The 14,494-nt window shown below is 69.9% G+C and carries 11 protein-coding genes; 3 read left to right on the forward strand and 8 right to left on the reverse strand.

What is annotated here, in order from left to right; genetic code table 11:
* On the forward strand, positions 1-272 hold a 272-nt coding region (locus C4S71_RS03940), incomplete at its 5' end, for a group II intron maturase-specific domain-containing protein (RefSeq protein WP_304481824.1).
* Between the two features lie 86 nt (positions 273-358).
* On the opposite strand, the gene C4S71_RS03945 is transcribed toward C4S71_RS03940, so the two are convergent.
* From C4S71_RS03945 to ptsP, 3 genes are read right to left on the reverse strand one after another with little or no spacing between them, the layout of a single operon-like run.
* On the reverse strand, positions 359-2,101 hold the full coding sequence (locus tag C4S71_RS03945; RefSeq protein WP_103968279.1) for a PTS fructose-like transporter subunit IIB: 1,743 nt from the start codon (positions 2,099-2,101) through the stop codon (positions 359-361).
* Positions 2,098-3,072, reverse strand: a complete 975-nt coding sequence (gene pfkB, locus C4S71_RS03950) for a 1-phosphofructokinase (protein ID WP_103968280.1) — start codon at positions 3,070-3,072, stop codon at positions 2,098-2,100. Before pfkB ends, C4S71_RS03945 begins: the two co-directional genes overlap by 4 nt.
* The gene (ptsP, locus tag C4S71_RS03955; protein ID WP_103968281.1) at positions 3,072-5,963 is read right to left on the reverse strand and encodes a phosphoenolpyruvate--protein phosphotransferase; all 2,892 of its coding nucleotides are present in this window, start codon (positions 5,961-5,963) and stop codon (positions 3,072-3,074) included. Before ptsP ends, pfkB begins: the two co-directional genes overlap by 1 nt.
* A gap of 207 nt (positions 5,964-6,170) precedes the next feature.
* On the opposite strand from ptsP, the gene cra reads away from it, so the two are divergent.
* Positions 6,171-7,169, forward strand: a complete 999-nt coding sequence (cra, locus tag C4S71_RS03960; RefSeq protein WP_103968282.1) for a catabolite repressor/activator — start codon at positions 6,171-6,173, stop codon at positions 7,167-7,169.
* A 263-nt stretch (positions 7,170-7,432) separates the two neighbouring features.
* On the opposite strand, the gene C4S71_RS03965 is transcribed toward cra, so the two are convergent.
* Genes C4S71_RS03965 through edd form a run of 5 tightly spaced genes read right to left on the reverse strand, consistent with a single transcriptional unit; the run spans position 7,433 to position 13,166 of the window.
* Positions 7,433-8,413, reverse strand: coding sequence for a carbohydrate kinase family protein (locus tag C4S71_RS03965; protein ID WP_103968283.1), 981 nt, complete (start codon positions 8,411-8,413; stop codon positions 7,433-7,435).
* A 36-nt stretch (positions 8,414-8,449) separates the two neighbouring features.
* Positions 8,450-9,283 (reverse strand): aldo/keto reductase, encoded by an 834-nt coding sequence (locus C4S71_RS03970; RefSeq protein WP_103968443.1) that lies wholly within the window; start codon positions 9,281-9,283, stop codon positions 8,450-8,452.
* A 41-nt stretch (positions 9,284-9,324) separates the two neighbouring features.
* Positions 9,325-10,299, reverse strand: a complete 975-nt coding sequence (locus tag C4S71_RS03975) for an aldose epimerase family protein (RefSeq protein WP_103968284.1) — start codon at positions 10,297-10,299, stop codon at positions 9,325-9,327.
* A 15-nt stretch (positions 10,300-10,314) separates the two neighbouring features.
* Positions 10,315-11,283: a glucokinase gene (gene glk / locus C4S71_RS03980; RefSeq protein WP_103968285.1), complete on the reverse strand. Its 969-nt coding sequence runs from the start codon at positions 11,281-11,283 to the stop codon at positions 10,315-10,317.
* Positions 11,280-13,166 carry a phosphogluconate dehydratase gene (gene edd, locus C4S71_RS03985; protein ID WP_086509386.1) on the reverse strand — a complete coding sequence of 629 codons (1,887 nt, stop codon included), beginning with the start codon at positions 13,164-13,166 and terminating at the stop codon, positions 11,280-11,282. The genes glk and edd overlap by 4 nt, the downstream gene beginning before the upstream one ends.
* Positions 13,167-13,360: 194 nt before the next feature.
* Here edd and C4S71_RS03990 point away from each other — a divergent pair, with 194 nt between their 5' ends.
* Complete coding sequence (locus C4S71_RS03990) at positions 13,361-14,494, forward strand: GNAT family N-acetyltransferase (protein ID WP_103968286.1); 1,134 nt, start codon at positions 13,361-13,363, stop codon at positions 14,492-14,494.

The raw sequence follows: 14,494 nt of genomic DNA on the forward strand, positions 1-14,494 counted from the left end.
AGCGTCCACTGGAAGCGCTGGATGGTTGGATACGTCGCCGACTGCGCTGCGTGATCTGGCGGCAGTGGAAGCGCCCGCGGACCCGGCGTCGTAAGCTCTTGGCGCTGGGGCTGGACGACTATCGGGCGTGGAAGTCAGCGGGAAATGGGCGAGGCGCCTGGTGGAACGCCGGGGCCTCGCACATGAATCAGGCCCTGCCAAGGAAGTGGTTTGATGGACTGGGCCTGATCTCGGTACTCGATACGGTAAGAGGGCTTAGCCGTTCTTCATGAACCGCCGTATACCGAACGGTACGTACGGTGGTGTGGGAGGGCGCCGGGGGTGACCCCGGCCCCTACCCGATGCTTGATGCACGCGTTCAGGCGGTGGCGCCCACCGCTACCGGTGCCGCGCCGCGCTTGATGGCGGCGTAGCCCAGGCCGGTGACCAGCGAGCCGATGACGATGGCGCCGAGGTAGAGCAGCACCGGGGTGATGGCGTTGGGAATCAGCAGCACGAAGATACCGCCGTGGGGCGCCATCAGTTGGGCGCCGACCAGCATCGAGAGGGCGCCGGTCACCGCGCCGCCGGCGATGCAGGCGGGGATCACCCGCAGCGGGTCCTTGGCGGCGAAGGGAATGGCGCCTTCGCTGATGAAGCACAGCCCCAGCACGAACGACGCCTTGCCCGCTTCGCGCTCCGGCTCGGAGAACTTGTGGCGGGCGACGAAGCTGGCGATGCCCATGCCGATGGCCGGGACCATGCCGGCGGCCATGATCGCCGCCATCGGCGCGTAGGTCTGCGAGGCCAGCAGGCCGACGCCGAAGGTGTAGGCGGCCTTGTTGACCGGCCCGCCCAGGTCGAAGCACATCATGGCGCCGAGCAGGATCCCCAGCAGCACCGCGTTGGTGGCGTCCATGCCGGCGAGGAAGCCGGTGAGGCCGGCGAGGATTGCCGCCACCGGCTCGCCGATGATGTAGATCATGGTCAGGCCGGTGACCAGGCTCGACACCAGCGGGATGATCAGGATCGGCTTGAGCGACTCGACGCTGGCGGGCAGCTTGACGTGACGGGTCACCGCCAGCGCCACGTAGCCGGCCAGGAAACCGGCGATGATGCCGCCGATGAAACCGGCCTCGATATTGGCCGCCAGCATGCCGCCGATCATGCCCGGGGCGATGCCCGGCCGGTCGGCGATGGAGTAGGCGATGTAGCCGGCCAGCACCGGGATCATCAGGGCGAAGGCGGTGCCGCCGCCGATCTGCATCAGCGCCGCGGCCAGCGTGCCCTCTTCCTGGAAGGCCTCGATGCCGAAGACGAAGGAGAGTGCGATCAGCAGGCCGCCGGCCACCACCATGGGCAGCATGAAGGAGACCCCGGTGAGCAGGTGCTTGTAGACCCCTTTCTCCTTGATGCTGCGGCTTGCATCGCTGCGGCGAGCGGTGCCGCTATGTTCTACCTCGGCCTGATCGAGGGCCGCCTCGATGGTGGGACGCGGTTTCTTCAGCGCGTTGCCGGTGGAGGTGCGGTAGATGCGCTTGCCGGCGAAGCGGGTCGGGTCGACCTCGATGTCGCAGGCGAGAATCACCACGTCCGCCGCGGCGATCTCCTCGTCGGTGAGCTTGTTCTGCGCGCCCACCGAGCCCTGGGTCTCGACGCGAATCGCATGGCCCAGGCTCTTGCCCGCTTCGCTCAGCGCCTCGGCGGCCATGAAGGTGTGGGCCACGCCGGTGGGGCAGGCGGTCACGGCGACGATTTTACTGCCGCCGGGCGCCTTGTGCTGATTGCCCGCTGCGCTCTGGGCGGGCGGGGTGAAGCTCTCGGCCTCGCGCTGGGCGCGCTGCAGGAATGCCTCGGGATCGGGCAGTGCCTCGCCGATGGCGGCGCGGAACAGCCGCTTGCCGGCAAAGCGCTCGGCGGCAGGAATCTGGTCGGCGGCGACCACGATGAGTTCGGCTGCGGCAATGGCGTCGGCCGAGACGGGCTCGACGGCCTCGAGCTGGCTGTGCATCTCGATGCTGGCTTGCCAACCCAGCCGACGGGCGGCCTGCTCCAGGCGACGAGCGGCGAGGAAGGTGGTGGCCATGCCGCTGGGGCAGGCGGTGACGATGATCACGTTCATGCGAGGGCTCCCCCCGCGTCTACGTCGTTGAGGCGACGCACGCGGGTCTGTTGTTGGAGTTGCGGGAAGTCGTCGGCGTGGAGGTTGCCCACGCCCAGGTGACGAACCGATTCGGCGGAGAGTGCGGTGGCCAGGCGCAGGGCCTGGTCGGGTGGATGGCCGCACACCACCCCGTGCAGCAGGGCGGCCAGCAGGGTGTCGCCGGCGCCTACGGTGCTGGCAACGCTGACCCGGGGCGGCATGGCCTGCCAGGCGCCGCGATGGCTGACCCACAGCACCCCGGCAGCCCCGGCGGAGACCACGGCCTCCTCGATACCGGCGGCATACAGGCGCAGCGCCGCGGTCAGGCGTGCTTCCGCCGTGTCGAGAGCGTTGCCGGCCCAGGCCGCCAGCTCGAGCTCGTTGGGTTTGACTGCGGTGGGGCGAGCCGCGATGGCTTGATCCAGGGCGGCGCCGCTGGTATCGACCCACACCGGCAGCCCGGCCTCGCGCAGCCGGATGACCAGCTCGGCAAGATTGCCCGGTGTCACCCCCGGCGGCAGGCTGCCGGCGATCACCACGGTGTCGGGGCGACGCCGCGGGTCGCCGATGCGCGTGTCGAGGCCGTCGAGCAAGCGCTGCCAGGCCGCTTCGTCGATGGCCGCGCCGGGGCCGTTGATGTCGGTGATGCGTCCGTCGGCCTCGGCGAGCTTGGCGTTGATGCGGGTCTCGCCAGGCACGCGCAGGAACGCGTCCTCCACTTGCATGGCCTCGAAGGCGCGCAGGAAGGGGCCGTCGTTGTCGGCACCAAGAAAGCCGGAAACCGTCACGTCGTGACCCAACTGGGTCAGTACCCGCGCCACGTTGACGCCCTTGCCGGCCGCCGTCAGGTGGGTCTCATGGGTGCGATTGACCGTGCCCGGCTCCAGCCGCTCCAGGCTCACGGAGAGGTCCAGCGCCGGGTTCAGGGTGAGGGTGAGCAGGCGGGCCATCAGCGTGCCTCCAGGGCGTCGCGTACCGCCTCGCTGGTGGCCTGGGCCAAGGCCAGTTGGGCCTGGGCACGGGCCTCGGCCAGATCGAACTCGCGCAGCCTGGCCTTGACCAGCGGTACCTGACGCGCGCTCACCGAGAGCTCGTCGACGCCGAGCCCGACCAGCACCGGCACCGCCAGGGTGTCGCTGGCCAGCTCGCCGCATACCCCGACCCACTTGCCGTGAGCGTGGGCCGCCGCCACGGTCATCTCGATCAGGCGCAGCACCGCCGGGTGCAGGCCGTCGGCCTGGGCCGAGAGCTCGGGGTGGTCGCGGTCGATGGCCAGGGTGTACTGGGTCAGGTCGTTGGTGCCCACCGAGAAGAAGTCGACCTCGGCGGCCAGGGCGGATGCCAGCAGGGCGGCCGAGGGAACCTCGATCATGACGCCGAGCTGCACGTCGGTGGCGCGCTTGGCGGCGGGAATCTCGTCGAGCAGGCGCTCGAAGATGGCGCGTGCGGCGCGGAATTCGCCTACGTCCTTGACCATCGGCAGCATGATACGCAGTGGCCGCGGCTTGTCAGCCGCCTCGCCGGCGGCGGGGGCTGCCGCCATCAGCAGTGCCCGCAACTGGGTTTCGAGCACCTCGGGCCGGGTCAGGCTGAGGCGGATGCCGCGCAGGCCGAGGAAGGGGTTGTCCTCCTTGGGTACCGGCCAGTAGGGCAGCGGCTTGTCGCCGCCCACGTCGAGGGTGCGGGCCACCAGCGGGCGACCCTCCAGGGCGTCCAGGGCCTCGCGGTACTCCTCGATCTGCGTGGCGAGATCCGGCTCCCGGGCGTGGGCCATGAACAGGAACTCGGTGCGCAGCAGGCCGATGCCCTCGGCGCCACGCTCCACGGCGTCGGCGGCGTGGGCGGTGTTGCCCAGGTTGGCGGCCACCTCCACGCGATGGCCGTCACGGGTTTGGGCGGGGTCGAAGCGCGCCTGCCACGCCTCGGCCTCGCGCCGCTCGCGTTCAGCCAGGCGCTGCTCGGCGCTGGCGCGGCGTTCGGCGGAGGGCGCCGGAATCACCCGGCCACGTTCGCCATCGAGAATCAGCTCCTGGCCGCCTGCCAGCGTCAGCACCCGTTCGCCGGCGCCCACCACGGCGGGAATGCCCAGAGCGCGGGCGAGAATCGCGCTGTGCGCAGTGGCGCCGCCGCGGGCGGTGAGCAGGCCGCGCACCCGCTGGGTGTCGAGCCGCGCCACGTCGGAGGGACCGATGTCGTCGGTCACCAGGATGTAGGGCGTCTCCGGCGGTTCGGGCAGCTGCACCTCGCACAGCACGCCGAGTACGCGGCGGCCGACGTCGCGCAGGTCGGCGGCGCGCTCGGCCAGCAGGCGGTCGGCGAGCATCTCCTGGGCATGGGCGGCAGTCTCGATGGCTTCCCACCAGGCGGACTCCGCAGAGCGGCCCTCCTGAATGCCTTCACGGGCGGCCTCGAACAGCTCGGGGTCGGTGAGCATCTCTTCGTGCATGGACAGGATCTGTGCCACTTCGCCGCCGCGGGCCTGCCGTACCAGCGCCTCGAGCTGGGCCGCGCCATCGGCGAGGGCCTGACGCAGGCGCCGCTGCTGCTCGGCGGGGTCGGCGGCGCGCTCGGGATAGTCGAAGCGCGGGGTCTGCAGCACGAAGGCCGGCGCGATGGCCAGCCCCGGGGAGGCTGCCACCCCCGGGTGCGGCACGTCGTCGGGCAGCGGCTCGACGGGGGCCGCATCCGCCTGCGGCATGCTGCGCTCACGGCTTTCGTCGAAGGGCAGCACGTGCTCGCCGAGGCCGTCCGCCACGGCGCGACACACGGCGTCGAGCGCCTGCTGGGCTCCCTCGCCTTCGGCGGAGAAGAGCAGCTGCTGGCCGCGGCGGGCACCAAGGTTGATCACCTTGGTCAGGCTGGAAGCGGACACCGCGGCGCCACCGCCCTCGGCCAGTCGCACCTGGATCGGCAGGCCCTGTTCCCGAGCCGCCTGCACCAGCTGCTTGGCCGGGCGGGCATGCAGTCCGTGGGCGTTGAGTACCCGGGCCAGCCGGGTATGGGCCGCGGCGGATTCGCCGGCCAGGCGGGCCAGTACGGTGGCGGCATCGGCACTGGGCAGCTCGGCGGCGGCACCGCTGTCGAGCAGGGTGAGAACGCGCTCCAGCAGGCCGCGGTGGGCGTCCCCCTGGGCGGCCAGGCAGAACACCCCCTTCACCGCTTCGCCGCCGCTCTCCAGGCGCTCATCCGGCGTGGCCAGGGCCAGCGCCGGCACCGTGACGCTGCGCTCGCCGAGGCTGAGCCACAGCCCCTGGCCCAGCGGCGCCAGCTCGCGTTCGGCGACCTCGGCGACGAAACCGCTGCCCACGCAGCCGAGCTGACGCAGCCGGGCGGCGCCGGCCAGAGCCAGTTCGCGCGCGTCGCGGGCAGGAAAGCCGAGACACAGAGTATCGGTGTCCAGTCGCGCTTCCACCTGGGCCTTCGACAGCAGGGCCGCCACGGTCGCCGCCGAGCTCGCGCCGGCCAGACGCTCGCCGACGCGGTCGTCGTCGAGTACGTGGGTGAGCTGGCGCAGGATGTCCAGATGCTCGTCGCTCTGGGCGGCAATGGCGACCAGCACGTGAACGCGCTGGCCATCGTGCCACTCGACGCCGGCGGGAAACTGCAGTACGCGTACGCCGGTGGCCAGCACGTGCTCGCGGCTTTCCGCCGTGCCGTGGGGGATGGCGATGGCGTTGCCGAGGTAGGTGGAGGACTGCGCCTCGCGCTGGAACAGGCCGTCGCGGTAGGCGGGGGCGGTCAGCCCTGCCCGGTGCAGCGATTCGGCGGCCTGCTCCAGCGCATCGCGCCAGTCAGGCGCCTGGCAGTCGAGGCGGACGTCCTCGGGGCGTAGCGTGAGCATGGGCAATCTCCTGTTGGCGGTGACCCCGATCGACGCCGCTGGATCGAGTCCTGGCTTGTCGATTACGTTTTGCTGAATCGTGTCACCTTGTCTATTCTTCATGCTGGATCGATTCATCTGCTTTCGCAAGTCAAGGATCTTAGACTTTGGCAGGGGGTGGGGCTCAGCCACTGGCGTAGAATGACAGGCCGTTAACGGGGGAGAGCGATGACACTTGCCGAAATCGCACGCCTGGCCGGTGTCTCGCGCACCACGGCCAGCTACGTGATCAATGGACAGGCCGCCGAGCGGCGCATCAGTCAGGATACCGTCGACAAGGTCATGGCCGTGGTGCGCCAGCACCGCTACCGGGTGGATGCTCAGGCCGCCGCGCTGCGGCGGGGCTCGAGTCGTATCCTCGGTCTGATCGTGCCGGATCTGGAGAATGCCAGTTATGCACGGCTGGCGAAGCGGCTCGAGCGCGGCGCACGGGAGCAGGGCTACCAGTTGCTGATCGTCGGCTCCGACGACCGGCCGGAGAGCGAGCGTGAGCTGGCCCTGGCCCTGCGCGCCCAGCGCTGCGAGGTGCTGATCACCGCCAGCTGTCTGCCCCTGGAGGATCCCTTCTATGCCGAGCTGATGGCCGACGGCCTGCCGGTGATCGCGGTGGACCGCGGCTTCGATCCCCGGCACTTCGCCTGTGTAGTGAGCAACGACAGGGAGGCCGCCGAGCGGCTGACGCGCTCGGTGCTGGGCGAAGGCGTGAAAAGCGTGGCCTGGCTGGATGCCGTGCCGGGGCTCTCCATCAGCCACGAGCGGCGCAGCGGGTTTCGACAGGCGCTGGTCGGCAGTGACGCCACGGTGCTCATGTACGGGGCCGAGCGCTACGAGCGAGACGAGGGAGCGCGCCTGATGCGCGAGCTGCTTGCCGAGCATGGCCTGCCCGATGCCCTAGTCACGGCTTCCTACACGCTGCTCGACGGGGTCTTCGACGTGCTGCTGGAGCAGGGTGGGCTGCCGCAGACGCTGCGCCTGGCCACTTTCGGCGACAACCGCCTGCTCGACTTCCTGCCGCTGCCGGTCAATTCGGCGGTGCAGGATCACGAGCGGATTGCCGACGCCGCCCTGGCCGCTGCCCTGGCTGCCGCCCGGGGCGATTATCGCCCGGGGCAGCAGGTGGTGGCGCGAACGCTGCGCTGGCGGCTGCCGGCGCGAGTGCCGCTATGACACGGCTGGGGCGGCATGGCTGAGTGGCAGGTATCGCTTAGGGAAACACTGCACAAATGCCTGCGCGAGCGAATCGCTGCGTTGCGCGGTGCCGAAGCGTCGGACCGGCGGATCCTCACATATACCCCATATGCTCCGGTTGACTCGAAGCCTGGGGCTTCTCGCCCCTTCGGGGCCAGCCTACGGCTGTTTGTCGCTTCGCTCGGTACTGTGCTCCGTGCGCCTTGCGCTTCATCTCGCTCGTCGATTTGTTCAGCGCTTCCTTAGCTCTCGCTGCGCAGCCGAGCCAGGTCGCCCCGGTTGGGCAGGGCGGCATAGGCGCCGGGGCGGGTCACCGCATGAGCACCGCAGTTGGCGGCGGTGCGCAGGGCGCGACGCAGGAAGTCGTCGTCCTTGTACCAGTCGCCGTCGCCGGCCGTGGCGCCCAGATAGTCGGCCAGCTCGGCCAGCAGTCCGCCGATGAAGGCATCGCCGCCGGCGGTGGTGTCCACGGCCTCGACCCTGGGCGGTGCATGGCGCAACTCCCTGCCCACGCCGATGGCGCGCACTTCGCCGGGGCCGTCGGTGATCACCAGCAGCCGGACGCCGGCGGCAAGCCGCTCGGCCAGCCAGGCCTCGGCGGGATGATCGGCGCGCAGGTAGTCGAGCTCGTCCGTCGAGAGCTTGACCAGGCCGGCACGGTCGATCAGCTGAGTGACCAGGGCGATGTCGGCGCTGCCGCCGGCCCAGAGGTTGTGGCGCAGGTTGGCGTCGACGCTGACCAGACAGCCGGCGCGGCTGGCCATGTCGGCCATGGCCAGGGTGGTGTCGGCGATTTCCGGCTCGGTCAGGCTGTTGCTGCAGAAGTGCACGATGGCCGGTTCGGCGAACACGCCGGGTGGCAGATGCTCCAGCCGATAGAGCAGATCCGCTGCCGGCGGGCGATAGAAGTCGAAGGTACGCTCGCCCGAGGCGTCGCGAGAGACGAAGGCCAGCGCCGTACGCGCTTCGCGGGTGCGCACCACGCCGCTGGTGTCGACCCCGTGAGCGGCGAGCTCGCCGGCGAGAAAGTCGCCGAAGTGGTCCTCTCCCAGCATGCCGAGGAAGCGGCTGGGCACGCCCAGGCGCGCGCAGGCCACTGCCACGTTGGCCGGGGCGCCGCCGGCATAGGGCGTGAAGGTTTCCGGAGCGTCGCCGGCGAGGTCGCCGAGGCGGCTGGAGAGCATGTCGACCAGGGCTTCGCCGAAGGCGATGACGGATAGCATGTGAATTCCTCGTATTGTCCTTGTGAGCGGCGAACCTCAGGCCACCTCGTGCCCCCGAGCGGACTCCAGCAGGGCATACCAGGTGGGGCGATCCATCTCCGTGTGGGCATCGGCGTGCAGGGCGGCGATGCGCTCTTCACGCAGGCTGCCGATCACCGGCCGTGGGCGACCGGGCAAGGCGCGCAGCCAGGCCAGCGCCAGCCCGGCAGGTGTCAGGCCGCGCTCCTCGGCGAGCCGGATCAGCCGCCGCTCGGCCGGCCCCTGGAAGACCCGACCGCCGCCCAGGGGCGACCACACCAGCGGTATCTGGCCGTCGCCGACCAGTGCATCGTAGGTGCCGTCGAAGAGTGGCTGGGTGTGGTCCAGCGAGAGCTGCAGCTGATGCGTGGCCAGTTGGTGATGCATCGCCGCCTGCAGGCGGCGCCATTGGTCAGGCAGGAAATTCGAGACCCCGACGGCACCGACCTTGCCGGCATCGATGGCGTCATCCAGCGCCCGGCCGGTGGCCTCGGCATCCATCAGCGGGCTCGGGCGATGCAGCAGGAAATGGTCGAGACGCTCGACGCCGAGACGAGCCAGTGAGTCGTCGATGGCGCGTGTCAGGTACTCCGGCGAGCTGTCGTAGTGCTTGACGCGAAACGGCGAGGTATCGCGCTCCGGCGTGACGATGCTGGCCTTGGTGACGACCCTGACGCGTGCCGCGAGCCCGGGGCGAGCGCGCAGGGCGGCGCCGAACAGGGCCTCGCCCTGGGTGTCGCCGTAGATGTCGGCATGATCGAACCATTCGAGCCCCTCGTCGAGGCGGGCTTCGATCCAGTCGGCCAGGCGCGCCGGCGGGTGCAGGTCGGTCACCTCGTGCAGGCGCATCATGCCCAGCAGGAAAGGCGTCTCCAGCGCCCCGGCGGCGTGCTTCACGAGTCTGCCTCGCAGGATAGGGTGGTGCCGAGCAGGTGCTGAGCGCCGGGCACCAGCCACACCGGGTCGAGGCGGGTATTGGCTGACTCCACGCAGAGGAAGCGTCGCGCGGCGGCGGGTGAGGTGTCGTCGGGCGGTGCCTCGCCGGGGTGCCACACCACCGCCGAGTCGCTGCCCTGGCGGGCGACGCGCAGGCGTCGGTTACCGTCGTCGAGCACCACCTCGGCGTTGCTGTGGTAGATGCGGTCGAGCCCGCCGCGCACGGCGAGCTCGCCCTGCTGTTCGCGCTCGGCGAAGCCGGCCAGCTTGTCCAGATAGCGGGCGCCGGCCAGTCCCGTGAGGCGACAGGCGAAGCTGTCGGCCACGGCCAGGTAGCTGTGCAGGGCGCCGCTGAGCTTGACCGGGGTCTCGCCGACGTGCTCGGTGATCAGCTCCACGTGCAGGCGCCGGGCGTTGGCCTGGATCACCGCGCGCGGCACCAGTTGGCTGTGCAGGCGCTCGGCGGGGGAGAGGTGCAGCTCCACGCCGCCCTCGTGTTCGTCCACTGCGTCGAGACGCCACTGGGCCTTGCGCGCCGGGCCGTGCATGGGGCCCGAGCGATCCGGCGATTCATCCGCGCCGCGCTCGTCGGCGAACCACGGCCAGCACAGCGGAATGCCGCCGCGAATGGCACCGGGCAGCGCCTGGGGCGTGGGCGTGACCCACAGCCAGCCGCCGGGCACCAGCGCCTCTTCTCCCTCGCCCATGACTTCCGGCGTGCCAGCTCGTGCGGGGGTGGGCGCGTAAGGTGGCGAGCCTTCAGCTGGCGTGGCTTCGGACGCCGGTAAAAAGTGAAGCACCTGGGCGCCCTGCAGACAGACCGCCAGTTCGCCCCAGGCTTCGCGGGCCAGCCACACGCGGCGGTCGGCCCACTCGCACTCGCGGCGGCCGTCGGTCTCGTCGAGCAGGGCTCGCAGGCTTTGCGGGATCATTCGCGCTCCTTCACGTCATTCCACTTCTTCGTTGTGCAGGGCCTCGGCGGCACCCAGCAGCCCCGGCCAGGGAGCAGTGACAACCCGCACCGGGATGGCGCGGTTGTAGTCGCTCATGCGGCCCTTGGCGGTAAAGGCTTCGACGAAGCGGCTCTGGGGCAGCCAGTCCAGCAGCCGCGGCAGGATGCCGCCGCACAGATAGACCCCGCCGCGGGCGCCCATGGTCAGGGCAGCGTCGCCGCAGACGTCGCCGAGGATCTTGAGAAACCGCAGCAGGGTATCACGAGCGATGGCGTCACCGCCCGCGGCGGCGGCCGTCACCTCGGGCGGGGTCTGGCAGCTGGGATTGGTGCCTTTCAGCGAGCAGTGGGCCAGATAGAGATCGAGCAGCCCCTGGCCGCACAGGATGCGTTCCACGGAGACCCGGCCATAGCGGTTGCGGAAATGCCGCAGCAGGTTCTGCTCGCGCTCGTCGGTAGGCGCATAGGTGACGTGTCCGCCCTCGGTGGGCAGCGGAATCCAGGCATGGCGGCCGGGGAAGATGCCGGCCACGCCGAGTCCGGTGCCGGGGCCGATGACGAGACAGGTGGCGTGCTCGCGCGCCACGCCCGGTTGCACCTCGACCAGTTCCTCGGGCGCCAGGTGCGGCACGCCCAGGGCCTGGGCGGTGAAGTCGTTGATCACCTTGAGCCGTTCCAGGCCGAGTGCGGTCTGCGCTTCGCGGCGAGAGAAGGACCAGTGATTGTTGGTCATGACCACCCGATCGCCGTCGATGGGGCAGGCGAAGGCCAGACAGGCTTGCCGCGGGGCGTCGTCGGCGGCCAGGCCGACCCGGGCCAGGTAGTCGCGCACTGCCTCCACCACGCCGGGATAGTCGGCGCAGGGTAGAGCGATGCTCTCGCGGGGGGCGTGCTCGCCCGGCGTGACCAGGGCGAAGCGGGCGTTGGTGCCGCCGATGTCGCCGATCAGGGCCGGTCGCGTCATTGGTCCTCCTGGGAGATCTTCTCGAGTTCGCGGGAGAGCACTTCCTCCTCGAAGCCGCCGAATACCCCGGCGCCCTGCTCGGCGCCGGCGGCCAGGTGGCGGAAGCCGCCGAACAGCTCCCGGCCCATGCCGAAGTGATAACGCTCCAGGTTGGGCTCGACGATGCCCCGGCTGGCGAACTCGGCGGCGTCGACCAGCGCGGTCAGCTCGCCGCGTTCGGCGTCGACCCGCACGACGTCGCCGTCGCGCAGGCGCGCCAGCGGGCCGCGGTCCACCGCTTCCGGCGTGACGTGGATGGCGGCGGGCACCTTGCCCGAGGCGCCGGACATGCGCCCGTCGGTGACCAGCGCCACCTTGTAGCCGCGGTCCTGCAGCACGCCGAGGAAGGGGGTGAGCTTGTGCAGCTCGGGCATGCCGTTGGCCTTGGGCCCCTGGAAGCGCACCACCACCACCACGTCGCGGTCGAGTTCACCCGACTCGAAGGCGGCCTTGACCTGGTTCTGGTCGTCGAAGATGCGCACCGGGGCTTCCACCACGCGATTGGCCTGCTTGACTGCCGAGATCTTGATCACGCCGCGGCCGAGGTTGCCCTCCATCACCACCAGGCCGCCGGTGGCGGCGAAGGGGTTGGAGACCGGGCGCAGCACGTCGCTGTCGAGACTCTCCGTCGGCCCCTCGCGCCAGGTGAGCTTGCCGTCCTCGAGGAACGGCTCCTGGGTGTAGGCGGTCAGGTCGGTGCCGAACACGGTGGGAATGTCGCCATGGATCAGGCCGGCGTCGAGCAGCTCGCGGATCAGCAGGCTCATGCCCCCGGCGGCCTGGAAGTGGTTCACGTCGGCGCTGCCGTTGGGGTAGATCCGGGTCAGGCTCGGCACCGCCGCCGAGAGGTCGTTGAAGTCGTTCCAGTCGATGGTGATGCCGGCGGCGGCGGCCATCGCCACCAGGTGCAGGGTATGGTTGGTCGAGCCGCCCGAGGCCAGCAAGCCGACCATGGCATTGACGATGGCGCGCTCGTCGATCTGGCGGTAGAAGGGCCGGTAGTTGCCGCTCTGCTCGGTGTTGCGGATGGCCTGCTCGGTGGCGTAGCGGGTCAGCGCCTCGCGCAGCGGGGTGCCCGGGTTGACGAAGGAAGCGCCCGGCAGGTGCAGGCCCATCATCTCCATCATCAACTGGTTGGAGTTGGCGGTGCCGTAGAAGGTGCAGGTGCCGGGGCTGTGGTAGGAGCGCGATTCCGCCTCGAGCAGCTCTTCGCGGCCCACCTTGCCCTCGGCGTAGAGCTGGCGGATGCGGGCCTTCTCGTCGTTGGGCAGGCCGCTGGGCATGGGCCCGCCGGGCACGAACACCGCCGGCAGGTGGCCGAAGCGCGCCGCCCCGATGAACAGCCCCGGCACGATCTTGTCGCAGATGCCCAGGTAGAGGGCGGCATCGAACATGTTGTGGGACAGCGCCACGGCGGTGGCCATGGCGATCACGTCGCGGGAGAACAGCGACAGCTCCATGCCCGGCATGCCCTGAGTGACACCGTCGCACATGGCCGGTACGCCGCCGGCGAACTGGGCGGTGCTGCCCATGCCGCGGGCGGCCTGCTTGATGACCTCGGGGTAGCTCTCGAAGGGCCGATGGGCCGAGAGCATGTCGTTATATGACGAAACGATGGCCAGGTTGGCGCTGTTGGTCAGCTTGAGCCGATCCTTGTCGCCGGCATGGTCGCAGCCGGCGAAGCCGTGGGCCAGGTTGCCGCAGGAGAGCTCGCCGCGGTGCACGCCCTGTTGGTGCTGTGCGGCCATGTGCGCTTCATAGAGCTTGCGGCGCCCGCGTGAACGCTCGCGGATGCGCTCGGTCACCTGTTCGACAGTGGAATTCAGTGCGGTGGGGCGAGCCATGGAAGCACCTCGCGTCGTTGAGGAATGTAAATTTACACAATTGTCTCCCATCGCTTGGCAAAATTGAAGGTGCTTGGCCAAAAGTATGTAGTTTTATTACAGCGATGGAAAAGGTCGAACGGTCTGCGCACAATGTAGGCGGGCGTCGGCCCGTTGTCAGCCGGCGCATCGGTCACTTCCCTGGCAGGAACCCCATGTCCGAGCTGATCCTCAAGCAACTGCCCGCCATCGAGGCGGTGGCAGCGACGCAATGGAATGCACTGATCGGCGACGATCACCCCTTTTTGCGCCATGAGTTCCTGCACGCGCTGGAGGCGAGCGGGGCGGCCAGCCGTTCCACCGGCTGGGTGCCGGATCACCTCACGCTGTGGCGCGGCGAGTCTCTGGTCGGCGTGATGCCTCACTATCGCAAGTTCCACTCCTACGGCGAGTACGTGTTCGACTGGAGCTGGGCCGATGCCTGGGAGCGTGCCGGCGGGCGCTACTATCCGAAGGGGCTCACGGCGATTCCCTTTTCTCCCGTGCCGGGGCCGCGGCTGGCCTTGGCGGCCGATGTCGATCCGCTCGCGGCACGGGACCTGTTGGCCGGGGCCTGGGAGGAGGGCGGGCTGTCGAGCTGGCATCTGCTGTTTGCCGCCGACGAGGAGGTCGACGCCTGGCTCGAGGCCAGGCCCGAGCTGTTGGTGCGCCACGGCGTGCAGTTCCAGTGGCGCGACCGCGGGTATGGCGACTTCGAAGGCTACCTGGCGGCCATGACGTCGAAGCGACGCAAGACGATTCGTCGCGAACGTCGCCTTGTCAGCGAGCAGGGGCTTACTTTGCACCGTCTCAGCGGTGAGCAGATCGGCGAGCGCGAGCTCGAGCACTTCTTCCGCTGTTACGAGATCACCTATCTCGAGCGCGGTCGTCACGGCTATCTCAATCTCGATTTCTTCCGCCGGCTGCGACGCAGCATGCCCGAGGCGCTGCTGCTCATTCAGGTGCGACTCGACGGGCAGCCGGTGGCCGCTGCGCTCTGCCTGCAGGGCAGCCGTACGCTCTACGGCCGCTATTGGGGCAGTGAGGTGCTGGCCGACTGTCTGCACTTCGAGGCGTGCTACTACCAGGGCATCGAGCACTGCCTGGCCAATGGGCTGACCTGCTTCGATCCCGGTACCCAGGGCGAGCACAAGCTGACGAGAGGGTTCGCCCCCAGGCGGCTGCGTTCGCTGCATCATCTGGCCGACCCCGGGCTGCGCGCCGCCGTGGCGCGCTTCTGCGACGAGGAGCGGCGCCACGTCGAGGCCTACTGTCGTGCCGCCGATGAGGCGCTGCCCTTCAAGGAGTGA

The organism is Billgrantia desiderata (assembly GCF_900108215.1).
In the GTDB taxonomy this organism is placed as follows: domain Bacteria; phylum Pseudomonadota; class Gammaproteobacteria; order Pseudomonadales; family Halomonadaceae; genus Halomonas; species Halomonas desiderata.